The sequence below is a fragment of the Heliomarina baculiformis genome, from assembly GCF_019966545.1.
Classification (GTDB): domain Bacteria; phylum Pseudomonadota; class Alphaproteobacteria; order Rhodobacterales; family Rhodobacteraceae; genus Heliomarina; species Heliomarina baculiformis.
Genome location: NZ_JAIMIC010000001.1, coordinates 733,954 through 757,526, shown reverse-complemented (window position 1 = coordinate 757,526; position 23,573 = coordinate 733,954). Strand labels below are relative to the sequence as shown.

The 23,573-nt window shown below is 58.4% G+C and carries 20 protein-coding genes; 12 read left to right on the top strand and 8 right to left on the bottom strand.

What is annotated here, in order from left to right:
- The coding region (locus tag MF268_RS03600; protein ID WP_238369524.1) for a hypothetical protein at positions 1-274 on the top strand (274 nt) is incomplete at its 5' end.
- Positions 275-412: 138 nt separating this feature from the next.
- On the opposite strand, the gene MF268_RS03595 is transcribed toward MF268_RS03600, so the two are convergent.
- Together MF268_RS03595 and MF268_RS03590 are read right to left on the bottom strand one after the other, a co-directional pair.
- Positions 413-2,035, bottom strand: coding sequence for an MFS transporter (locus tag MF268_RS03595; protein WP_337926775.1), 1,623 nt, complete (start codon positions 2,033-2,035; stop codon positions 413-415).
- Positions 2,036-2,068: 33 nt separating this feature from the next.
- Positions 2,069-3,286 carry an APC family permease gene (locus tag MF268_RS03590; protein ID WP_238369523.1) on the bottom strand — a complete coding sequence of 406 codons (1,218 nt, stop codon included), beginning with the start codon at positions 3,284-3,286 and terminating at the stop codon, positions 2,069-2,071.
- A 278-nt stretch (positions 3,287-3,564) separates the two neighbouring features.
- On the opposite strand from MF268_RS03590, the gene MF268_RS03585 reads away from it, so the two are divergent.
- The 5 genes from MF268_RS03585 to MF268_RS03565 all read left to right on the top strand — a co-directional run bounded on the left by MF268_RS03585 (position 3,565) and on the right by MF268_RS03565 (position 9,797).
- Positions 3,565-4,281, top strand: coding sequence for an ABC transporter ATP-binding protein (locus tag MF268_RS03585; RefSeq protein WP_238369522.1), 717 nt, complete (start codon positions 3,565-3,567; stop codon positions 4,279-4,281).
- A complete protein-coding gene (locus MF268_RS03580) occupies positions 4,278-6,641 on the top strand; it encodes an ABC transporter permease (protein WP_238369521.1) in 2,364 nt (787 codons plus the stop codon). The genes MF268_RS03585 and MF268_RS03580 overlap by 4 nt, the downstream gene beginning before the upstream one ends.
- Positions 6,642-6,644: 3 nt before the next feature.
- Complete coding sequence (locus tag MF268_RS03575) at positions 6,645-7,877, top strand: efflux RND transporter periplasmic adaptor subunit (protein WP_238369520.1); 1,233 nt, start codon at positions 6,645-6,647, stop codon at positions 7,875-7,877.
- Positions 7,878-8,008: 131 nt separating this feature from the next.
- Positions 8,009-8,356, top strand: a complete 348-nt coding sequence (locus tag MF268_RS03570) for a hypothetical protein (RefSeq protein ID WP_238369519.1) — start codon at positions 8,009-8,011, stop codon at positions 8,354-8,356.
- Positions 8,357-8,447: 91 nt separating this feature from the next.
- Positions 8,448-9,797 carry a PepSY-associated TM helix domain-containing protein gene (locus MF268_RS03565; RefSeq protein ID WP_238369518.1) on the top strand — a complete coding sequence of 450 codons (1,350 nt, stop codon included), beginning with the start codon at positions 8,448-8,450 and terminating at the stop codon, positions 9,795-9,797.
- A gap of 87 nt (positions 9,798-9,884) precedes the next feature.
- Here MF268_RS03565 and MF268_RS03560 read toward each other — a convergent pair whose 3' ends face one another.
- The 3 genes from MF268_RS03560 to MF268_RS03550 form a co-directional block, all read right to left on the bottom strand.
- Positions 9,885-10,523, bottom strand: a complete 639-nt coding sequence (locus MF268_RS03560) for a response regulator transcription factor (protein WP_238369517.1) — start codon at positions 10,521-10,523, stop codon at positions 9,885-9,887.
- A gap of 102 nt (positions 10,524-10,625) precedes the next feature.
- Positions 10,626-12,935, bottom strand: a complete 2,310-nt coding sequence (locus tag MF268_RS03555) for a cache domain-containing protein (protein WP_238369516.1) — start codon at positions 12,933-12,935, stop codon at positions 10,626-10,628.
- Between the two features lie 423 nt (positions 12,936-13,358).
- Positions 13,359-14,084 carry a GntR family transcriptional regulator gene (locus MF268_RS03550; protein ID WP_238369515.1) on the bottom strand — a complete coding sequence of 242 codons (726 nt, stop codon included), beginning with the start codon at positions 14,082-14,084 and terminating at the stop codon, positions 13,359-13,361.
- A 181-nt stretch (positions 14,085-14,265) separates the two neighbouring features.
- Here MF268_RS03550 and MF268_RS03545 point away from each other — a divergent pair, with 181 nt between their 5' ends.
- The 6 genes from MF268_RS03545 (at position 14,266) to MF268_RS03520 (ending at position 19,953) form a co-directional block, all read left to right on the top strand.
- Entirely contained in the window at positions 14,266-15,825 is a 1,560-nt protein-coding gene (locus MF268_RS03545; protein WP_238369514.1) for a hypothetical protein, read from the top strand.
- Positions 15,825-16,550 (top strand): class I SAM-dependent methyltransferase, encoded by a 726-nt coding sequence (locus MF268_RS03540; RefSeq protein ID WP_238369513.1) that lies wholly within the window; start codon positions 15,825-15,827, stop codon positions 16,548-16,550. Before MF268_RS03545 ends, MF268_RS03540 begins: the two co-directional genes overlap by 1 nt.
- Before the next feature lie 61 nt (positions 16,551-16,611).
- Positions 16,612-16,998, top strand: a complete 387-nt coding sequence (locus MF268_RS03535) for a hypothetical protein (protein ID WP_238369512.1) — start codon at positions 16,612-16,614, stop codon at positions 16,996-16,998.
- Positions 16,999-17,051: 53 nt separating this feature from the next.
- Positions 17,052-18,083, top strand: a complete 1,032-nt coding sequence (locus MF268_RS03530; RefSeq protein ID WP_238369511.1) for a C4-dicarboxylate TRAP transporter substrate-binding protein — start codon at positions 17,052-17,054, stop codon at positions 18,081-18,083.
- Between the two features lie 13 nt (positions 18,084-18,096).
- The gene (locus MF268_RS03525; RefSeq protein WP_238369510.1) at positions 18,097-18,597 is read left to right on the top strand and encodes a TRAP transporter small permease; all 501 of its coding nucleotides are present in this window, start codon (positions 18,097-18,099) and stop codon (positions 18,595-18,597) included.
- 12 nt (positions 18,598-18,609) lie between these two features.
- Positions 18,610-19,953 carry a TRAP transporter large permease gene (locus tag MF268_RS03520; RefSeq protein ID WP_238369509.1) on the top strand — a complete coding sequence of 448 codons (1,344 nt, stop codon included), beginning with the start codon at positions 18,610-18,612 and terminating at the stop codon, positions 19,951-19,953.
- Positions 19,954-20,030: 77 nt separating this feature from the next.
- Here MF268_RS03520 and MF268_RS03515 read toward each other — a convergent pair whose 3' ends face one another.
- The 3 genes from MF268_RS03515 to MF268_RS03505 form a co-directional block, all read right to left on the bottom strand.
- On the bottom strand, positions 20,031-21,434 hold the full coding sequence (locus tag MF268_RS03515) for a hypothetical protein (protein WP_238369508.1): 1,404 nt from the start codon (positions 21,432-21,434) through the stop codon (positions 20,031-20,033).
- A 287-nt stretch (positions 21,435-21,721) separates the two neighbouring features.
- Positions 21,722-23,005 (bottom strand): TRAP transporter large permease, encoded by a 1,284-nt coding sequence (locus MF268_RS03510; RefSeq protein ID WP_238369507.1) that lies wholly within the window; start codon positions 23,003-23,005, stop codon positions 21,722-21,724.
- On the bottom strand, positions 22,998-23,516 hold the full coding sequence (locus MF268_RS03505; RefSeq protein WP_238369506.1) for a TRAP transporter small permease: 519 nt from the start codon (positions 23,514-23,516) through the stop codon (positions 22,998-23,000). Before MF268_RS03505 ends, MF268_RS03510 begins: the two co-directional genes overlap by 8 nt.
- Positions 23,517-23,573 lie beyond the last annotated feature (57 nt).

Below are 23,573 nucleotides of genomic sequence, written 5' to 3'. Positions count from 1 at the left end.
ACCGAACAAGCCGCCGCAAGGCGGCTTTCCGCGTTGTGGGCAGGGCGTAACGCGGCCTTGTGCGCTTCGAGTGCAGCTTTTGTTAGTTGTTACTTGGATTCGGACTACAGCCCAGGCGGATGAGGAGCGCTTTGAACGGCGATTGGTAAGACAAACCGAGATCGATATTTGCTATTTTGCATTTATCGGGCGACATAAAGTCTGGACCATTGAACACCTAATATACCCGCATAACGGCATCGCTGACCGAGCAGATCGGCATTCGCAGCACTAGCGGGATCAGATAGAGTGTTTAACGAATGCCTGCATTTCGCGTTGGAATTGAGAGCAGGGCAACGATCCGGGCGATGTGAAACGATCCCGTTGGCAACAATTTGGGGCTTTACCAATGTCGAGAGTAAGTGATCCCGTCTCATTCCTGCGTGCGGAAGCGAGAGTTCTGGATGATGAAGACCAGGGCCAGCGGGACGATCACCGTGATCAGGCCGACCGTGATCAAGAGATGCCCGAGTTGGCTGTAATCTGCGACGGAGGTGACAGCGCCCGTTTCCGGGTTTGTAACTGCACGCGTGACGACGAACCATTGGTTGAGGTATTTGGTTCCGAGACTGCTTGCTGACAGGGCCATATTCGTGAAGGAGGCCATGACGGCGAAGAAGGTTGCCTTCAAGTGCGTTGGCGCGTTCCGTGCAATCCAAGCCAGCATCGGCACCATTGCAATCTGGCCGAGCGGAGACTCCACGGCAGTGTCCAGAATGGCGATAAAGCGGGCATCGACGATGCCGTCTGTATGCGCCGCCGTCCATTCATGCACCCCGTAGTAAAGCGCCAGATTGGGCAGCGCCAACACACCGGCCGCGATAGTAAGCAGAACGACAACCTGTGCGATTGATCGGTTCGCCATCAAAGGTCTGAGAATAATCAGGCCGAGCAGGGCCAGCAGTGAAGTAATGAATGAGAGAATGGCGAGGAACTGTTCATCGAACCCGAGCTCGTCGATTTCGAACCAGGTTTGGCCGGGACCGGGCAGGGGGACCGCACGAAATACGAAGATAATCGTGGCCGTGCCGATCAGGACCCTGGCCTGTTGGGGATCAAGCTCTTTCAACAGGCGCGACATGAGATAGAGGATAACCGAGAACGAAACGACGAAAATGCTCTCTTGCGCATAGTCGAAATCGGCGGTTCCCAGCGCGATGCTCAGGATGACGAATGCAAGGCCCCCCAGCAGGATGGGCCATTTCACCTCGGTTGCTTCTTCCGGCGCACTCGGGGGTTTTCCTTTGCTCGCGCTGCGGCGTTGGATCAAGGTGTGCAGCACCACGCCGCTGACCGAGATCACCGGGATGGCGAGAGCGATCAGGTAGACCCGCCCGTAAAGGGCAAGACGGTCGGCGGTCTGCAAGTCCTCCGTGCCGGAAAATATCCAGATATTGACCGCGGCGACCCCCGCGAAACCGGAGATGATCGCGACGCGTCCAAGGGTTTGCATCGTCGTGTGGCGGGCGCGTAACTCGTCTGGCGGCAGATCGCTGCCATCGGCGTCCGTTGTCGGTACGGCTTCGACTGTCATGGCGTCGGCGACGACATCCTGAATGGCATAGCCTGACGGTGCCAGCAGCAGTGCAATGACGTACCAGTTTTCGAGCGGCATGATGTCGGCCATCGGAGCAGGGGCGGTGACCAGCGCATACATAGTCATCAGCGACATCGTGATCAGGGAGGCGCCGAGCAGAATAAGCAGTGATTTCCAGCGCCAGAACAGATCGACCACGTGCCCCATCGGCATCTTGAGGATCCATGGCAGCCCGGCCCAGAAGGACAGGCCGGCGACAAAAGAGGCGGAGAGATCCAAGTAATCCTTAAGGAAGAAAGCGCCGACGACAGAGGTCAGCCCTGACACGCCCGCCGCGAAATAGACCATCAGCGGCGGCAGGTAGGACCATCTCATCTGCTCGGCCAGATCCACGAATGTCCTGTGCCACCAGTTGGAGAGCCTCGTTCCGGCGGGCAGGCGTTCAGTGGTCATGGGCATCCAGCGTCCGTTGCAGGTCTCTCGATTTACATCTTAAAGAAAGCCGGCTGTCAAAAGCATCGCGCTGGTAACAACCCCGAGAACGGGCACAACGACGGGTACGTGAAAGTGTGGTCTGCTTGTGGCCTGCTTGCTCTTCAACAGGATCAACGCGGCATTGACGAGAACAAAGATGCCCAGAACGATCTGCGACGTTCGCTCTGCCAGGATATCGATTGGCAATGCCTGCGTCAGGATAAGAATAACGGCGACGACCAGAAGGGTCGCGATGACAGGTGTTTGCGTTGCGCTTGGCACCACTGCAAGTGCCCGCGGCAGGTGTCCCCGGTCGGCCAGCCCGTAGATTACCCTTGAAGCCATGATCATCTGGATCAGGACGCCGTTCACCGTGGCGACAATCGCCACTGCAGAGAAGCCTTGCTTGACGGCCGTCGGCGCCTCTGAAAACACCAGCGCGAGGGGCGCGGCGGAGGCTGACAACGTTTCGATGGGGACGACGAGCAGAACGGTCACCGAGGTTGCCAAGTACAACAGCGCGGCAAGAATGAGAGTGAGCAGAATTGCCTTTGGGATCGTGCGAACCGGGTCAATGACTTCTTCAGCGACATTGGCCATGTCTTCGAAGCCGACAAAGGCGAAAAACGCCAGCAGCGACGCGGCAAATATGCCGCGCCACGTTTCGATTTCAAAAGTCGGTATCATATCAGAAACTGCATAGCCCTGCGGATCGGGAATCGACATGCCCCAGACAATGACAAAAAGAAGGCCGGTAATTTCGATGACGGTGATGACGGCAGCGATGTAAACGGATTCCGTAATGCCCCAGAGCGCGATGACTCCCATCAGCAATACGATGGCGATGGTCAACCACGAGGTTCCCAGCCCCGTCAGGTCGTGAAGGTACGAGGCCGCGCCGATTGCCACAGCCGAGGCCGAGATCACCCCAGAGGCCGCAACGGCGAGGCCGACCAGCACCGCGATCCAATTGCTTTTGAATGCGGCTTCGACATAGGCGGCCTCACCCGCGCTCACTGGGTAGCGGGTCGCGAGCTCTGCGTATGAAAGGGCGGTCAGCGACACGACCAGAGCCGCTACGATAAAAGAGATGCCTGCGAAGGGACCCGCTATATCCGCGGTCGCACCGACAAGCACATAGATACCCGCACCGACGGTCACACCAAGCCCATAGAGCGTAAGCAATGGCGTGTTCAGTGATCTTCTGAGTTTCGGCGTCGCTTGGGTGGCTGTCATGATGTCAGTCTTGTCTGCGCTCCGTCAGATTTATGACCACTTGCCCTGTGGGCGGGGTGGCGGTGGTTACTTCTCTTGTGTTTTTACGCCCATCTTTGAAGCGCCGGCAAAACAAGCATCCATTCGTTGGGTTCTACCCTTTGGCCGTGCCCGGCAAGTTGATCTGCATCAAATCCCATCCGGGCCCGATGCGGGAAGGTGGCGGCAGATTAATCCGAATGTCGTTGCTTCGGCTGACTTGGGTGAGCCGGGCTCAGAAACGGAGGGTAGGCTCGACGGTGCAGGAGAAAAAAGCCCAAGCCTTTGCGACGCGCGGCCTTACCAAAACCTATGGTGAGGGGCGTTCGATTGTGCATGCCCTGCGCGGTGTCGATCTCGACATTCCAGAGGGTGAGATCGTGGTCATGCTAGGAGCGTCCGGAAGCGGGAAATCGACGCTTTTGAACATTCTAGGGGGGCTCGACAGGCCAACCGCCGGGACTGCGCATTTCCGCGATATCAATCTTGGCGACTTGTCCGATGCGGGGCTCACCCGGTTTCGGCGCGACCACGTTGGCTTTGTGTTCCAGTTCTACAACCTGATGCCCAGTCTCACGGCCCGTGAGAATGTCGAGCTTGTCACGGAAATCGCTAGCAATCCGATGTCGCCGGAGCGGGCGCTGGGGCTGGTTGGCCTCACGAAGCGGCTCGACCATTTCCCCTCGCAACTGTCCGGAGGTGAACAGCAACGGGTCGCGATTGCCCGCGCGATTGCCAAGCAGCCGGATGTTCTGTTTTGCGACGAGCCGACGGGCGCGCTTGACAGCACGACGGGGCGCGCCGTTCTCGAGGTGCTCAACGATGTAAACGCGGAACTCGGGGCGACCGTCCTCATGGTGACGCATGCCGCGAATATCGCGGATATGGCCCATCGCGTCATTCGTCTGGTCGATGGTCAGATCGGGCAGATGCATGTGAATGAAACCCGCCGAAAACCTGCGGAGATCGAGTGGTGACCTCGCTCGACCTCAAACTGTTCCGCGACCTCTGGCGGATCAAGGGTCAGGCCGTCGCCATCGCTCTTGTCATCGCCACGGGCGTTCTGCTTCAGATCATGATGTCCGGTCTGGTCGCTTCGCTGACAGAAACGCGACGGGCCTATTACGAACGCAACAACCTTGCCGATGTCTTTGCCCCGACGGTACGAGCGCCCGATGCGGTGCTGGACCGGATGGCCGCTATTCCGGGCGTGGCCCGCCTGTCCGGGCGCGTGGTAGGACGCGCTCTGATCGACGTGCCCGGGGAGCCGGTTCCGATCCAGTCGCTGGCCATCGGTCTGCCGGACACCGGGCCGCAGGTGTTGAACAGTGTCTACCTCACAAGAGGGAGGCTTCCCGAGGAAAGGCATCGCGATGAGGCACTGCTTCTGTCCGGTTTTGCCTCGGCGCATGGTTATGGGATCGGGGATCGGATCAATGTGACGATGAACGGTCTTCGTCGGTCCATCAGGATTGTCGGGCTGGCCCAGTCGCCGGAATTCCTGTTTGTCGCGGCGCCCGGGGAAATGGTGCCCGACCCGGCAAGGTACGGCGCGATCTGGATGCGACACTCCGCGCTGGCCGCGGCCTATGATATGGAGGGCGCTTTCAATGAGGTGTTGCTGTCCCTGTCACGGCATGCGTCGCGTGAGGCCGTGATCGCGGCGGTGGACGAGGTGCTGGCACCTTGGGGCGGGACGGGTGCCTATGGCCGCCGCGAGCTGGTCTCGGACCGTTTTGTCAGCGAGGAGATTGACGGGCTTGCTACCATGTCGCGGGCCGTTCCACCGCTCTTTATCGCGATCGCGGCTTTCCTGCTTTATATCGTGGTCAACCGGATCGTGCAGGCCGAGCGCGAGGAGATCGGCCTGCTCAAGGCGTTCGGCTATACCAACCGCGAGGTCGGAACGCATTACTTCAAGCTCGTTCTATTGATCGCGGGGGCGGGGGCCTTGATGGGGTGCCTGTTCGGCGTGCTGGCTGGGCGCGCGATGATCCCGATCTATACGACCTTCTACAACTTTCCTTTTCTTGTCTTTCGCCCGGATCCTGCGGCATTTGCCATCGGCGTTCTGGCAAGCATCGCTGCCGCCTCTGCCGGCAGCGTATTTGTCCTGAAACGTATTTTCGCCCTGACCCCGTTCGAAGCGATGCGCCCGCCGACACCTGCCGATTATTCAAAGACCGTGACCTTTAGGGGAACGGTCGGACGCTTGCTGGACCAGCCGACACGGATTGTCTTCCGGGGACTGGCCCGGTCACCTTGGCGGTCCCTCGCGCTGTCAGCGGGGATAGCCGGAGGCATGGCGCTCGCATCGGGAATGACCACCATCTACGGATCATTCGACCGGATGATGGACCTGAGCTTCACGGTGATCGACCGGTCGGACGCAACCGTCTTTTTTCACACGCCGCTTGGCGAAAAGGCGGCTTTTGAACTGGGGCGCATTCCCGGGGTTATCACCGTCGAACCGTTCCGAGAGGTCGCGGCCACTCTGAAACATGGGCGCAGAACCCATCGGGGTAGCGTGTCCGGCATGATAGACAAGCCTGAACTGACACGGGCCATCGACGATAAGCTCTCCGCGATACCGCTCCCGACTCAAGGCCTCGTTCTGGGACAAGCGCTTGCAGAGATTCTGGACGTGGAACCGGGCGAGGTGCTTTCGGTGGAGGTGCGCGAGGGGCGGCAGCCGACACTTGCTGTTCCGGTGACCCGCGTTGCGCGCAGCCTGATCGGAGCTCCGGCCTATATGCGGCTTCCAGCGCTCAACGATGTCATGTCCGAGCCGGGCCGGATATCGGGGGCGCACATTCGCGTGGATGGCGCTCGGGCCGATGCGATTTATCGGCGGCTCAAGGACATGCCAACAGTCGCGGGGGTGAGCGTGTCCGAGAACGCGCGAGAGTCCCTGCAAAAGCTGATGGATCAGGGTGCGGGGTCGGCGCGCTATATCATGGGCGCGGTGGCCTTCATCATTACCTTCGGCATTGTCTATAACGCGGCCCGGATCGCCCAGAATGAACGGTCGCGCGATCTGGCCTCGTTGCGGGTGATGGGCTTTACCAAGGGTGAAACCGCCTTTGTCCTCTTGGGCGAGCTGACGATCATCATCCTCGTCGCGCTACCGGTGGGCTCACTTGTCGGCTACGCATTGTCCTTTGCTATAGCGCGTGGTTTTTCCTCCGAACTCTACCAGATACCGGCCTACTACGACCCGTTCAGCCACGGGTTTTCCGCAGCTTTCATTCTGGTCGCCGCAGCCATTTCAGGCTTGCTCGTTGAGCGCGACCTGAACCGTATGGACCTTGTGACGGTCCTGAAATCGAGGGACTAGATGATGGCACGCAAGACATTGTCCCGCCCGATCCTTATTGGTTTTGCCGCTATCCTCTTGGTCGCGGGCATTGCATTTGCCTTTTGGCCGAGACCGATGATGGTCGATCTTGGAGAGGTCACAAGAGGACAGATGCGTATGACCGTTGATGAGCAGGGCAAGACCCGTGTGCGCGACGCCTTTGTCGTGTCGACCCCGATGGACGGGCGTTTGCTGCGCGTCGACGTCATGCCGGGCGATCCGATTAAGAAAGATGTGACGGTCGTCGCGCAAATGCGGCCTGCCAATCCCGCCGCGCTCGACGTACGGACACGAGGGCAGGCCCTTGCCGCTGTCGAAGCTGCCGAAGCGGCCCTTCATGTTGCCGAGGCCAACATGAAGGCCGCAAGCGCGGATGCTGATCTTGCCAAGTCCGATCTGAAACGCACCGAACAGCTGGCCGACAGCGGAACGGTCAGTCTTGCCGCGCTGGACCGCGCCCAAAGCGCTGCGCGTGCTGCGCAGGCCCGGTTCGATACCGCGACAGCGGCAATAGAACAGCAGAGGGCGGAACTCAGAAGGGCGCGTGCGCAACTGATCGGCTTTGACGATCCGGATTTCTACGACGCGCCGGATGCCCTGCTCGGGGAGGAAATGCCGATCCATGCGCCAACGGATGGCGTAATACTGCAGGTGCTCCATCAGGACGAAACCACGCTCGCCGCTGGCTCACCCATTCTTGTAGTGGGCGATATCCGCGACGGTCTGGAAGTTGTCGTTGAACTGATTTCGCCCGATGCGATCAACGTGCATGTCGGTGATCCGGTGGATATCGAGAACTGGGGCGGAGCAGCCTCCCTCTCGGGGGTGGTAACGCGCGTTGAGCCCTTTGGTGAAACGAAAGTTTCCGCCCTTGGGGTCGAAGAACAGCGCGTGACCGCGGTTGTCGAGCTGACGAGTTCGCCAGAAGAGCGCGCGGGTCTGGGGCACGGTTATGCGGTCGAAGCGCGGATCGTCGTCTGGTCGAAGGACGATGCGCTGATGGTTCCGTCGAGCGCCCTGTTCAGGGAACAGCAGGCATGGTCCGTACTGGTCGACAACGACGGAACCGCCCAACTGAGGATGATTGAGGTTGGACATGACAACGGAAGCGAAGCCGAAGTGCTCGACGGGTTGACCGAGGGCGATCTGGTCGTGCTGTACCCGCCGGCCAGTCTGACCGACGGGATGTCGGTTGAGCAACGGATCGTTGAGTAACTTCGGCGCAGGCCCTCGGTTCGATTCTTGAGGCGAAATGTTGCCCAATATCCTCGTTTACGCCCATTTCTGGCAAGTTTTGCAATATTTGCGACTTCCGCGATCTCCCGGGCCATGCAAGAGATCACGGAATGTTGAAACGGATCGAATCCATAGCTGCATTCGCCTTGATGGCGATGCTCTTGCTGGCGAGTGTGACCTCGGCTGGCATGATGGCACCCGACCGGCACACTAACGCATACGAGGCTTTCGAACTGATCCACGGGGTCGCCGGAGACGATTTTTGCGGAACCTCGGGACATGCCGACCACCATTGTCCGTTTTGTCACGGCCTTCCCGAAAGTCCGTCTTTCGGACATGAGGGAGAGCTTCTCCTTCTGACGCCTTACGATGGGTGGTTGCTGGCCCGCGACCTGCATCGTTCAGCGCAAACCCGCAATATCAACCATTCCCCAAGGGCGCCGCCCGAGATTGCCTGACGGCCTTGTGCCGTCCCTTCCAGCAGTCCGCCGTACAGAGTTTCTGACGGCTAAATTATCGCCCGCCAGACGGGCCAATCGGAATGGATTCATGACTGAACAAACCAAAACAGCGGCGGGCGCCGCTCTCTACCGTGCTGTCTGGAGATGGCATTTTATCGCGGGGCTGGTGATCCTCCCCTTTGTGCTGATCCTTGCCGTCACAGGCGGCATCTATCTCTTCAAGGACGAAATCAACGATGCGGCCTATCGGCATCTGCGCTTTGTCGAAGCCTCGGGAGCACCACTGCGCCCGTCACAAATTACGGCGGCCGCGCTTGAGGCGCATCCGGGCGAAATCAAGTCCTACTCACCCGCGGCCGCACCCGACCGAAGCGCGGAGGTGGATATTCTCGGCGAAGACGGGCTGAAAAATACCGTCTTCGTGGACCCGTATAGCGGCGCGGTTATCGGCAGCCTCTGGGAAAGCGGACCGGCCGGAAGCCCGGCGATGCTCGTCGTGAGAAAGCTGCATTCGCTCGAATACATCGGCTGGTTCGGCAACCGACTGATCGAGGCTGCAGCGGGATGGATGGTCCTACTGGTCGGCACCGGCATCTATCTCTGGCTGCCACGGGGCCGCAAGGTCGGGACCGTTACCGTCAAGGCAAAACGCGGGCGTCCGCTGTGGCGCGACCTGCATGCGGTGACAGGTCTTTATACCGGTGTCTTCATCGTGTTCCTCGCGCTGACCGGCCTTCCCTGGTCCTCGGTCTGGGGCGGCAAGTTCTACGACTACAGCTATGCGCTGGGTCTTGGCATGCCCGATGGATATTGGTCGAACACACCCGTCTCGACGCAGCCGGTGGCGGACGCTGTCGACCGCGCCCCGTGGATCATGGAAAAGCAGCCGATGCCGTTGTCAGAGGTCTCTGACGACCCTGCGCGGCCGCTGGATGTGGTTGTCGAAACGGTTGAGAACCTTGGCATTGTGCCCGGTTACGCCGTATCCATGCCAAACGGTCCCGAGGGTGTTTTCACCGCCTCGGTCTATCCCGATGACATCACTTACGAGCGGGTGATCCACCTTGATCAGTACACGGGCGAGGTGCTCTATGACGCCGGGCTCGAAGACCTTGGAACACTGGGTCGCTGGGCCGAATGGGGGATCAGTGTTCACATGGGGCAGGAATGGGGGCTGGTGAACCAGATCATCCTTTTGCTGGCCTGCCTTGCGATGGTGCTGCTTTGCGTTTCAGCCGCGACCATGTGGTGGAAACGGCGGCCCAGTGGCGCTCTCGGTGTACCTCAGGTGCCGACGGACTGGCGCATACCCCGCGGCTTGCTGGTGATGGCAATCGCGGCTGGCCTGTTCTTCCCGCTGGTTGGTCTTTCGATGCTGGTGCTTGCCGGGATCGAATTGGTCCTTCATTTCACCGGACGTCAGCAACGTATGGCTTAAAATAGAAAACGCCCGGTTCGCCGGGCGTTTTCGCGCGGCGCGTGTTTCTCTACGTGAATTTCCAAAGTGTTTATGCCGACCAGTACATCAATTGCCTGCCGGGCCTTCGCCCTCCAGGGTCGCCGCAAGCCTGACAAGTTCGACGAGTGATCGGACCTCGAGCTTTTCAAGAATGCGGGCCCGGTGGTGATCCACGGTACGCGGGCTGATCCCAAGGGTTAGCCCGATCTCCTTGCTGGAAACCTCGGCCGGGTTGGCAAGCACATGGCTGACGATCTCGGCTTCGCGCTCGGTGAGCCGTTCGAAACGTGCCCGGATCGCGTTTTGTGACGCGCTGGCCTGGTGCCGGCTCTCGGCCAGTTCAAGGGCGACGTCAATGCGCTCTACCAGATCTGACTGCCGGAACGGTTTTTCAAGAAAGTCTACCGCGCCACCCTTCATCGCCTGTACCGATTCAGGCACGCCGCCATGTCCGGTGATGAAGATTACGGCCAGCGGCCAGTTCTTATTGTTAAGAATGACCTGAAGCTCGAGGCCATTCATTTCTGGCATGCCGTAGTCGAGAATGACGCAGCCTGCGCGCGAACCATCATAGGCGGTCAGAAAGCTGGATGCCGAGTCATAGGCTTTGACCTCATAGCCGCGCTGCCCCAGCGCCCGCAACAGCGAGGTCCGGATATCCTGATCGTCATCGACGATGAACACGAGAGGCCGTCGGTCTGTCATGCAATCTTGTTCGAACTATGGAACTCGGGGTGCAAAACCCACCCGGTTGTTCAGGGAAATTTTGTTGCTTTGGTAATAGGTTGTAGCATCTGGCTGATTTGATCAAGTATTCGCAACATCGATGGTAAAATAGAAAGAAGCACCATTCGGGTCGCGATCTTCATGCCAGAGCTTTCCGCCATTGGCCTGAACGATCGATTTGCAGATTGAAAGCCCAAGTCCCATGCCAGTGGATTTGGTCGTTTCGAAGTCGGTGAAAAGGCTGATCGACGGATCGACACCGGGGCCTGTATCCGAAACGACGACAAGCACCTGAGATCCCTGAGTATGAGCCCTTACTGAAACAACGCGCTCTTGCCGCGGGCAGTCACTGATGGCTTCGATGGCGTTGCGAATCAGGTTCACCAGAACCTGTGCAATCTGGAGCCGGTTGGCGTAGACAAGAGGCAGTTCGGCGATGTCGGCGTCGATTGTGACATTTGCCGCGCGGGCTTCGGCAATGACAAGGTGGCGCGTCTGGTGGACCAGTTCGGCAAGATCAAACGGTTTGCGGATACCTTCGTCGCGGCGGATAAAGGCCCGCAGCGCCTTGATGATCTCGCCCGCCCGCATGGACTGGGTTGCAATCTCCTCAAGCATCGTGTGCAAGTCACTGTCCGAGCCAGCAAGCTGATCGACGGCAAAAAGAGCACTGTCCGCATTCTGCGTTATCGCGGTGAGAGGCTGGTTAAGCTCATGCGCGAGACCGGCCGCAACCTGACCCATCGTATTGTCGCGGGACAGGTTGGACAGTTCCCGGTTCAGTTCGGCAATCTGTTCCTCGGTCTGTTTCGTCTGGGTGATGTCGTCTATGGTCAGGACGTAATGCAAGGGCTTTCCGTCATGGTTGAAGATCATGATGGCATTCACGGCGATCCAGATCGTTTCGCCGTCTTTGCGCTGGCAGCGAAGTTCCGAGTTGATCTCATGGGGGACGCTGCCCTGTCCTGCATCAAAAAGGAGGAACGGCGGATCGTCCGGATGGACGAGATCGGAAAACGCCATTTCGCGCAAGGCGTCTGCCGAGTAACCGGTGATCTTGGAAAACCTCTCATTGACCCGCACCAGCCGACCCGTGCCCGCGTCGATCTGCGCCATTCCGCGCGAGGTCAGATCGAAGGTCTTGCCATATTCGATCTCGGTCGCGCGCCGTGCAGCAATCTGCTGCATCATCGTGCGGTTCGCATTTTCGAGTTCTTGGTATGTCTTCGGAAGCGGTTCGGCCGGGTCGAGTTCGCCCTGTGATATGAGGGCGGATCGAACCGCAAAGGCACGAACCGGCTTGTAGATGTAATTCGCAAGGCCAAGTCCGCACAACCCGGTGATGACGGCAACCAGTGCCGCGATCCAGATGTTCATGCGCCGGTTATGCTTGATGACGGAGGTGAAATCGCTTTCGGGCGCATAGGCCGCCGTGATCCATGACAGGTTGTCATTGATCGGTGGCATGACGACGGAAACATAGGTCTCGCCACCATAGGTGAACTGCGACAGCGTTTCCTTTTCAACCGAAACCGTGCCGTCTTCCATCAAATAGCCAAATGCGGCGCGGGCGATGGGGTCTTCGAAATTCTGGATATCGACGAAACGCAGGGTGCCATCGGCGTTCTGCGTTTTAAGCAAGTTCTTGTCCGGATGCGCGATCACGTCGCCATTGCTGTGAATGATCAGCGCGCGTCCGGACGTGCCGATCCTAAGCCGCGCAAGAAAATCCGAAATGTCGCTGATCTCGATGTCGACACCGACAATACCGCGCACGCTGCCGGTTTCTTCCAGTACCGGCGAGGCAAGCGTGATCCCGGGGCGCTGCGAGGAAAAGAAAATATAGGGGTCGGTCCAGATCGTCGTCAGTTGTTCCCGCGCCAATATGTACCAGGGGCGGGTGCGGGGATCATACACGTCTTCCGGGTCCAACCGGCGTTCGACGACGTTGAAATCGTCGTCCCGCCAGATCAGTTCGGTCGTGCGTTGCTCGCCCTCGGTACGAATGATCTTGGTGCGAAATGGTCCCGGCTCTTCACTGCGCATCACATAGACGAATTCACCGTTTTCCGTCCCGTGATAGAGACCGGCGAATTGCGGCGCGAGCTGCAATTGCTGAAAAAGCAGCCGTTCAAGCTGTTCCGGCACGTCGCTGGCGATCACCCGATCCTGAGCCAGCCGCGCCGAAAGTTCCGCCGCACCGCGGGCCGGGTTCAGAAATCCGCGCGAATGTTCGATGGCATTGGTGCCGATATCGCTGAGCAGATCACGTGCGTGGTCCAGCAATGCACGTTCCGAAGTGACGAAAGAGGAAAACACCACGGCGAGGATCGCAATGAACTGCAACCCGGCCAGACCAATGGCGAGCATGGCTCCAAGTGAATTCCGCATGGCCGTGTTTCTCCCAGGATGCCGGCCAGCAATGCTTCACCCGCTATATTTGAGTTCCACAAAATTCTGCGTGAGGCAACTGCGGCAGGGCCAATTGCTTATAGGCAATATTACGCAGGCAATCACACGCATTTCCTATGCAATTGTTTCATGCCAGTGTTTGCTTACGTCGCCGCGTCTGCCCATCCATCCCTGGCGTGTAAGCGTGGAACGTTGTTTGTAGTAAATTTATTTCCGTGGCGTTTGTGAGTGCGCGCCCATAGCAATTTCTTTTGTTTTGTAGCCGGTGTCGGGCCCCCATCCCGTCCCGGCTGCAATTTATTCTGGGGGGGTAGTTTGCCGTAAGCGGGACCCCGAGAGCTTCGGTTGCCTCTACCGGATGCCGCCAGAGCAGCGTTGGAAATGTTTTGTTCAGGGCAGGCGTCAGACGATCAGACGTCCGCCTGGCAGCGATCTCACCAATGAAAGCGCCTCGGGATCGGTCAGGTTCGACCTTTTGTTCTGCGCGTTCTTGAATGCGTGCTCGCGCATCTGCGCTTCGGCCCTGTGTCCCTGACGTAGTTGCACCGCCATAAGGATACGCCTGTGATCTTCATGGGCCGCTTTCAGTTGTTCCTGGCTGCGCCCGATGTCCCTCCTGTCGAAAATGATAATGCTGGAGGACACAAGCGGAAGGGCTGAAACCTGCGGGATCGAAATCGCCAGAGCCCAATTCCCGCTGGCCCCGATCAGGAGCGCGTGAAATTCCTCGTTTATGCCGATCCACCGGGCACGCTTGTCGTCATCGTCGACGACGGAGGCAAGCAGGCTTTCGGATTCTTCAAGCAACGCTTCGAGCCGATCGTTCAGCGCCTTGTCGAGACCCTTTTCAGCGGCGAGGCGAACGGCCATGCCCTCAAGCTCGCCCCTGACCTCGATCGCATCCGCGATCTGTTCGATGGAAAATGCACGCACTCTGGAGCCCCGGTTGGGTTCCCGGACTAGAAGGCCTTCGTGTTCAAGCTGGCTCATCGCGAGGCGCGCGATGGTGCGTGACACGCCAAGGGCCTTGGCCACGGTGACTTCGCGCAATTTGTTCCCCGGGGGGAACCGGCCTTCCATGACCTCGTGCCGCAGGGCCTCGGTTGCGTCTTCGAGAGCGATGCTCATTCGGTGGCTGGTCCATCTAAGTATATATTCCGAAGAGAGATTATTTGCGGCAAAAGCAAATGTCGAGCGGATTGGACTGGGGAGGCGTTTATTTGCATGCAATTGCCCCATGTGAGTGGGTTGATCTGAATCAAAAACGCAATTATGCATGCAAAAATGATATTTGCCTGAAGAGGATGCCATGAACTACGTCTCCAACACGGAAAAAGCCAAATCGCTTGCACCTTCTTTCGGGCAACCCCCGCTGTCCGGAACACGCCCGCCGCGTTGCCCGCCCTATGTGGATGTGACCCATCCGGACCAGCTCTTGCCCTATCTCGAGCATGTGGCGAAGCGGCCTTATAACCACGGTCTCAACGCCTGCTGGGATCTCAAGCCGGGCGAGCGTGTGCTGCTGCGGGTTGATAACTGGCACAGCCCGATGGTGATCGAAGCCTGCAAGAAGATTCTTGAAAAATACGGCGTCAAATACACGATTGGCGAGATTGATCGCGGGCCGGTCAAGGAGTGGGTCGGCGCGGACGAGGTTGATTACTATCTCTTCCGTACCAAGGAACTGGCCCAATGGATGGACGAATGGGAAGAAGCGTCCAGAAAGCAGGAATACGACAAGATTTTCATGGGGTATGGCGGTCCGGTGCTGACCGACAAGTTCGTCAAAATTCAGCGCATGCCCTTTATCACTCCTGAGATCCTTGCCTCTCCGGCCCATGCGATGCCGATCGAAGTTCTTAACGCGATGGATCAGTGGACATGGGATCGCATCCGCGCCTCGAAGCGTGCACGCATCACCGACCCCGAAGGCACCGATATCGAATTCACCAACCATGATGGCTACTGGGACAGCCGCCGCGAGATGTATAACCCCGACCTCGTAAACAGCACGTGGGAAGGGAACCCGAAGTTCGGAGCAACCTATCTGCCGGGCCATATCACCGGTCGCCCTTGGATGTATCTGAAGGGCAAGGAAGATGGCTGCGGCGTCATTGCTGGCACGACCAACCATATCGCGCCCTGCGACTGGACCCAGCTGATCGTCGAGAATTCAAAGATCACGCAGATCAACGCAGGTGGCGACTTTGGAGATCAATTGCGTGCAATCATGGCGCAGACCGAAGACCTCCAGTATCCCGGGTTCAACGGTAAGGGCCTGATGCATTGGTGGGAGGCGTCCATCGGCACCAACCCGCATATTCACCGCCCGCGCAAGGACTTCCCGTCCGGTTTCGTGAACTGCCTCTATGAGCGGGTGCGGTCCGGCGTGATCCATATGGGCTTTGGCACGATCATCTCTTCGATGGACGAACGCAACGCGGCGCGTCAGGGGCTGCCGGTGGGGCACTGGCACCTGCACCTCTATTTCCCGACCTACCATCTGGAAATGGAAGGTGATAACGAGCTGCTGATCGAGAACGGGCGTCTGCTTGCGCTGGACGATCCCAAGATCCGCAAACTGGCATCCCAATATGGCGATGCCGACCTGTGGCTGGATGAATCCTGGAACCCTGCAGTACCGGGGCTCAACATGCCGGGCGACTACTGGAACGACTACGGGGCCGACCCGCTTGCATGGGTCAAGCATGAGCTCGATATCTGCCGCAACGACCACCCGCGGTTCATGGAGATGGTCGAGGCCGACGGTAAATACTGCCACGGCAAGGGCGCCGAATTCTGGGCAGGCGGTTGCTGCGGGCACAGCGGTGTCCAGCCGGCCAGTTTCAAAAGCAACTGTTGCGGCTGATGGAAGACGCAACAGGCAGCACTAATGCAGGGGCGGTGCCATCCGGTGCTGCTCAGCATCTTGCAAAGCTGGAGAGCCATTTTCCGATAGCCGGGAAAACCCTGCTGGATATCGGCTGCGGCACGGGCGATTTCATGCGTCTCGCCTTGACGCAGGGCGCTGATGCCTATGGTCTCGAGGTTGATCGGGATACCATACAGCGTGCTATCGCCGCAGGCTGCGACCCGGCCCGGCTGTCACTTGGCGATGGCATGTCCCTGCCGTTCGACGATGGCGCGTTCGACCTCGTTTCCTTTGTTTTCAGCTTTCATCATGTGCCTGCCGACGTGCATGAGGCGATGCTCGGCGAAACGGCCCGCGTACTGCGACCCGGCGGTCATCTGGTTGCTTTTGAGCCGCGTCCTTTCGGCATGATGACCGAGGTGATCAAGCTGATCGAGGACGAAACCGAGGTTCGCACCACTGCTCAGGCGCGACTGGATAATCCTCCGGCACCTTTCGAAAGCATTGCGTCAGGAGAGTATGAGCTGCAGCGCGTTTTTGCGGATTTCGATACGTTTCTCACCGCAATCGTGAACGTCGACAAGAAAAGAGCCGAGCAGGCCGCGCGCGATGACATTCGTCAGGAAACGCGAAAACGGTTCGACGAAATGGGGATGGAGGCCGCTGATGGTGGCCACGTCATGATCCAGCCGTCTGTTTATTACCTGCTGCGGCGCAATTGAAATGGTGAAGACGCGGGCAAGGGTTTTGGCATATTGGCCGGTGCCGACGCACGCCGCGGCAATGGCCCTTGGGTTCGCCTACGATCTTGCGGTTCGCGGCAAAGAAATGCTCTGCGTAACAGACCCGCATTTCGACATCGGGCTTTTCCTGCGCGTATTGACGGATTGCCCGGGCATGATCTGCGGCATGTTGGTCGCTTCGCTGCTGGAACTGGGTACGTCGCCTAAGGCCGCTACCGCATTGCGAGGGCTCACGGGATTCGTGGCGGGACTTGTCGCGATGTATTGGGCCGCCATCGTGTTCCCCACGCTCTGGCCGCTGCAGTTCGCGGCCATGCTGGCATCGATGCATGTGCTGGCCGCGCTGGCCGTCATAGGACGGCTACCCTCACTTTTGCGTGCAAAACTTGGCAATATACCGCATGAATCGCAAGTTATCGGCTTGTAAATGTGAGTTATGCATGCATAATATTGCAGAACGAAATGCTTGGGAGGAGCATCATGAATTCCATACTTAGTCGTACAACAGCTGTTGCCGCACTTTTGATAGCGGGCAGCGTGTCAGCCAGTGCCGAAACGGTTCTTCGATTTTCCGATTACGGACCGAACCGGGGAACGCGCGCCGAAGCGCTCGAGTGGTTTGCCGCCGAATTGGACAAACGAACCGACGGTGACCTCAAGATAGAATTCTTCTGGGGTGGTTCCCTGCTTGGCGGGCGCGATACGCTCTCTGGGGTCGGGGATGGTGTGGCCGACTTGGGCACAATCATCGGCTTCTTCACACCCAAGGAATTGCAGCTTTACAACATTGGTGACCTGCCGGTCGAAAACAGCGATATGTGGGTCGGTCTGAATGCCATTTACGACCTCTCAAACAGCGAGATGATTGCCGAGGAGTTCAGCAAGGCAGGCGTCAAGTATGTCACCAATTATACGACAGGGCCGGTACAGCTTATCTGTCGCTCCGAGGTCAACACGCTGGACGATCTGAACGGTCTCAAGATCCGGGCGTCAGGACCATATGGCGATACGCTTGAACGGCTGGGCGCCGAAATCGTCCGCATGAGCCAGGCAGATGTGTATCAGGCGCTGGATTCCGGTCTGCTCGACTGTAACCAGAACTATTACTACGCCATGCAGGCCTATCGGCAGTATGAGGTCGCGCCTTACGTGCTGGCGTTGGACTGGGGCCAGAACATGTCCTTTGGCATCGCGATCAACGAAATGACCTATTCGGGTTTTTCGGATGAGAACAAAGAGGTTTTTGACAAGCTCTCGCGTGACTTCATCGATCACCTCGCCGAACAGATGGAGCAGACCGACGAAGAGGCGCTGGCGTCGATGGTGTCAGGGGGCGAGGGTGCGGGCATTACCGTCGCCGAGCTTTCGGAAGAAGATCGAGACCGGCTGAACGAGGCCAGCGCGCAATCCATCGACGACTGGACCGCTCGCGTCAGCGAGAATGGTGGCGACGGTGAGGCTCTCTTGGCGGAATACCAAAAGCTGATAGAAGACTATAAAGCCAAGCAGTAGGGGAGACTAATTGGTGTCCCAACCAGAGAACGAGCTTGCCCCCGCTCCGCCAACACGCGCGGAGCGGGCATTGGGCCAGATAGCCGTCGTCGGGCTTTTTCTGATGGCGGCGCTGATTACGCTCAACGTGATCAGCCGATGGATCGGAAGGGCAATCATCCCCGATGATATCCAGCTTGTTAAAGAGCTGATGGTGGTGGTTATCCTGCTGCCGCTGGGTGTGGTGACCGCTACGCGCAATCACATCAGCGTCGACCTCTTTACAGAGTGGATGGCAAAACGCGGCCGGCATCGGCTTGCCGTTCTGGAACAGCTGGTCGGGATAGCTTTCGTTTCGCTGGTGTCCTATGCGGCTTATCGCGATGCTCTGGGCGCCTGGGCAAGCCAGGACTATTACTCCGGTGTTCTGAACATTCCCATGTGGCTTGGCCATTTCGTGTTTCTCTTCGGCATGGCGGTGTTTCTGATCCGACTTCTCGTAATGTTCATTATCGATCTGCGCCGCAGTTTCTGACCGGAGGTCCCAATGGAACCGACACTACTCGCCGGCTGCGTCGTGGCTGCCGTTCTGATCCTGCTCGCCCTGCGGGTGCCTATCGCCTATGCCATCGGTGCCTGTGCTGCCGCCGGGCTGCTGTTGTTCTTTTCCTGGCGACCGGGCGGCGATCTGAACCTGTTGGGCGGCATGCGTCCGGCCCTGCGATTGATCGGTTCGAATACATTCGCCTTCGTGCACAATTATCCGCTCAGCATGATCCCCCTGTTCATCGGTCTGGGCCATGTCGCTTATCATGCCGAGATCACGACGGACCTCTATCGGTCGCTGCGCATCCTGTTGAGGAAGCTTCCGGGCGGGCTTGCAATGGCGTCGGTCTCGGGCTGTGCGGGCTTTTCGGCCATCACCGGGTCGAGCGTCGCCTGCGCCGCTGCGATGGGCCGGATCGCGGTGCCCGAAATGCTGCAATATGGCTATCACCCGAGGCTCGCGGCGGGATCGGTCGCCGCTGGAGGCACGCTCGGTTCGCTGATCCCGCCAAGCCTGCTTTTTGTGATCTATGCGATCTTTACCGAACAGTCCGTAAACGGACTTTTCCTCGCGGGGGTCATTCCCGGTCTCCTGTCGCTGGTCGGCTTTCTACTGACGATCTTGATCTGGTGTATGCTTAAGCCGCAGCACGCGCCGCGACAGCAGTTCGACGAGGTGGTTGACCGCGCGGCTGCGATCCGCGGGCTTTGGCCTGCCTGCGTTTTATTCCTGATCGTGGTCGGCGGCATCTACTGGGGCATATTCACCCCGACCGAAGCCGCAGCTGTCAGCCTTGTCGTGGCAATTCTGATTGGCCTCGCGCGCAAAAAGCTGAACTGGAGCGCGCTGATCGACTCCGGGGCCGAGACGGTCCGCCAGACGGCAATGATCTTCATGGTGGCACTTGCGGCCAAGCTGTTCACGGCGTTCATTTCGTTGACCCGCATCACCCCGCTGGCACTCGACTGGCTCGAGAGCCTCGACCCGCCGTTTTACCTCGTGATGATCGCCATTGTGGTTTTTTACCTCGTGATCGGCATGTTCCTCGATTCAATCGGTATCCTCGTTCTGACGCTGCCTTTCACGGTGCCGATCATGTCGAACTACGGGGTCGATTTGATCTGGTTCGGCGTGATCGTCATCAAGCTGCTCGAGATCGGTCTGATCACACCGCCTATCGGGCTGAACATCTTTGTCATCAAGAGCGTGACGCCACGATCCGTCACCCTTTCCGAAGTCTTCAAGGGCGCGGCGGCTTTTCTGACGCTTGACCTGCTGGTGCTGATCCTCTTGCTCTTGGTGCCCGCCCTGTCGCTCTGGTTGCCGCAATCGGCATTCGGGTAGGCCAACGTTCGGGGGATACGACGAAGTTTCAGGACCGGCGGGAAACACCGCCGGTTCGTGGTCATGGAGGATGTATTTCAGTCGGTGCTACTGGCAGTAAGCCGTTGCCGCGAGGTAAAGCTGATCAACCGTTGTTCCGGATCCCATTGAACCACCGCGTCGTTGATTTCCACATGGCCGGTCATATCGCTTGATACGTCTACGTTGGAATAATCCCGCTCCAGCGGGTTTATCGTATAGGGCATGAAACACGACGGATCCGTCGAAAGATAATCTCTCTCGTAATAAATGTTGGTGCGTTGGATCTTCAGCGGTTCCGGCCCCGCCTTTTCGATTGTCGAACGGAGATCTTTCCAAACATCGTCGCATGTTTTCCAGTCATGAAGCACGAACGCGGAATTGGCGGTAAACAGGAATGCCAGCACGATCGTGATCGAATTCCGTACAGCCGAAGTAGGAAAAAGCCATTTCAGCATCAAGGCTATGAGATAGATGGCGGGAATGATCAGCAGATAGGCCGAGCGCAACGGCAGTTGCTGGACGATGATCATGACAGCGAACATGCCCACGAAAAGAAACCCGAGGTACAGCGCAGCAAGGCGGCCGGTTGGCGTGATCAGATTATCGGCGCTTGGTCGCCTGCGGATATAGGCATAGATCGCGGCAGCGAAGGCGCAGATGGCGATGATGCCCGAAACGTAGGAATAGGGTGTCGGCACAAACAGCACCAGGATCATCTTGGCTAGTTTCTTTGCTGGAAACCCAAGCGTGCCGCCCATCGACCCGTCACCCGGCAACTCGACCCCGGCGACAAAGCGCAAGGAAAGCGCAAGCATCGCCAGCGCAATTCCGGCAAGGACATACGCAAAGCGGATCGGGCGGCGTGCAAGTAGGTCGTCGACAAATATCGCCGCCGCGATGGCAAGCGGCGCAACAAGGTAGAGCTCCTTGAAGAACGGCGCACCGGCAGCGAGAACGATTGCAAGCCATATGCGTTGTCTCGTGAAAAGGATGCATCCGGCGGCAATGGCCAGAATAGCGCCGAGAATGTCCTGATAGCGGGCAATAGCAACCAGTATGTCAGCGGCTATCGGATGAACAAAGATCAGGCTTGCGAAAACCGGCCAAGGCATTTCGGGGACAAGGCGCGTCAATAGCCTCGTGCCCAGCAGAACGAACAGGCAGTGCATCAGGAAGCCGAAAACGAAAATCGGAGTGAGCCCCCAGGTTTCTCGCACACTGCCGGCCACCCAGTAGAAAACGTTGGAAAGGGGCCGCCAATAGGGGCCCGCAAGGAATTCGGGTGTTGTGGCGAGTATCTTTGCAGAGAGCAGCGATTTCAGATCGGACAATTCCTCGCGCACACCGAGAAGAGAAAGAGTATCAGCGCCCGTCGTCGAAAAATTCCATATCTGGATATAAACAATGAAGGCGGCTGCGGAAACGGCGAATAATACGGCAATGTCGAGACGCAGGCGCATGCTCTTACTCCATAATTCGATAAGCCACTTATTTGTCTAATTGGTTTCCGCTTTGCGGAAACAGGTCGTAAAATTGGTCTTGATACTAGTACTGAATTGTCATGAGCAGGCTGCAAGTCATTGTCTTGAAGGGGGTATTCGCTCTTACGTTGCAATACGTAGCAGCTTGCCGCCCAGATTTCAGCATTTTTCGCCGGGCCCTCAAATGCCGACAGCGCAACTGCTCTTAAATTGTGCCAATCCGCGCCCTCAAGCGGCGGGAAGGTGCCGGTCAAGGCAATCGATTCCTAGAAACCGCTGATCCGGGGCAGCCATGTCGACAGGGCAGGAAGGAAGGTAAGCATCATCAGGACGATGAAATTGGCAAGGAAGAATGGCGGCATCTGTTTGATGAGGACCGAGGGTTTCAAACCGACGGTTGAGGATACCACAAAGATCAGGCTGCCAACCGGGGGCGTAATCAGCCCAAGCGTAAGGTTGACGATGACCACGATGGCAAACTGGTCCGGTGCGATGCCAAGTGCATGGCTGATAGGTGCAAGAATCGGGACAAGGATCATCACGCCGGGCAGGGGGTCCATGAACAGGCCAAAAGCTAGAAGTAATACGTTGACCGCCAGCAGAAATGCCAGCGGGGCCAGATCCCAGCTGATGATCGTCTCGGCAAGGAACTGTGGAATACCTTCGATGATCAGAACCCAGGCAAAGGCACGGGCCGCGCCAAGGATCAGGAGAACGGCACAGCTTACAAGCGCGGCACGCAGGATGATCGCGGGCAGGTCGCGAAGCCGGAGTGACCGGTAGATCACCATCCCGCAGAAAAGGGCATAGAACACCGCGATCACCGAGGCTTCGGTCGGGGTGAAGATACCGCCACGGATGCCGCCGATGATCAAAACAATCAATCCAATCGCGGGCATGGCGATAATGCTTGTTTTCACCATCTCGCGGCCCGATGGGCGCGGGGCGACGCTTCGGTAGTCGCGCTTGCGGCTGACGTACCAGTTCGCCGCAAGGTTCCCGATGGCAAGCAGTAGCCCCGGGATGACGCCCGCCATGAACAACGAGCCGACCGAGACTTCTTCGTCCTGCAGCGCGTAGATGATCATCACGATCGAGGGCGGGATGATCGGCCCGATGACCGCGCTCGAAATGGTCAGGGCACCTGCATAGGATTTGTCATAGCCGCCTTTTTCCATCATCCGGACCATCATCGCGCCCGGACCGGCCGCATCGGCAAGGGCAGAACCGGAAATCCCGGCGAACATGGTCGAGGAGATTACGTTGGCATAGCCAAGCCCGCCGCGAAGGTGGCCGACAAACTGCGAGGCAAACCGCAGAAGTGTCGCAGTGATCGCGCCGCCGGTCATGATTTCGGCGGCGAGGATAAAGAACGGGACGGCAAGCAGCGGAAAGCTGTCGAGCCCGGCGAACATCTCTTTAACCACGACGATGTTCGGGTAACTGCTGCCAAGGCTCAGGGCCAGAAAGACGGAAATGGCCATCGCAAAGGCGACCGGAACGCCCAGCACCATGAGGCCGAACAGGGCGATAAAGAGGATCTCAACCATTGGCGGCCCCCGGCTGCGCATCCGCGCTTCCGTCAATGCCGCGATAGGTGCCAGCCGTGATAAAAGCCCGTGCCATCAGCAGAAGATGCACGATCATGAGGGCAAAGCCGACGGGCATCGCGGCATAAATGTATTGAAATGACAGCCGCAGCGCCGGTGTCTTCTGGTACTGGCTCCGCTGCATGTATTCCCAGCCGACCTGTACCATGTAGGCGAAAAAGACTAGCAGGATCAAAAGGATGACGCTGCGCAGGATCATCTGCTTGCGGGAGCTTACCAGATCCTGAAGGTTCGAAATCGCGACATGGCCGCCAGTGCGAAGGGCCAGCCCGGCGCCAAGGAACGTCATCCAGATCATGAGGTAGCGGGCGGCTTCGTCGGACCATGAAAGCGAATGGTTCGTGGTGTAGCGCAGGGCGATATTCGCGCCGACGATCAGCGCCATCGCGGCAAGGCAACCTATGACCACGGTGGCATTCACCGCCACGAAAACACGTTCAGCTCTATGCATGATCCCTCTCGTGAAAAAGACGGACCGGTGTCGGAAACACCGGTCCGCTTCGGGACG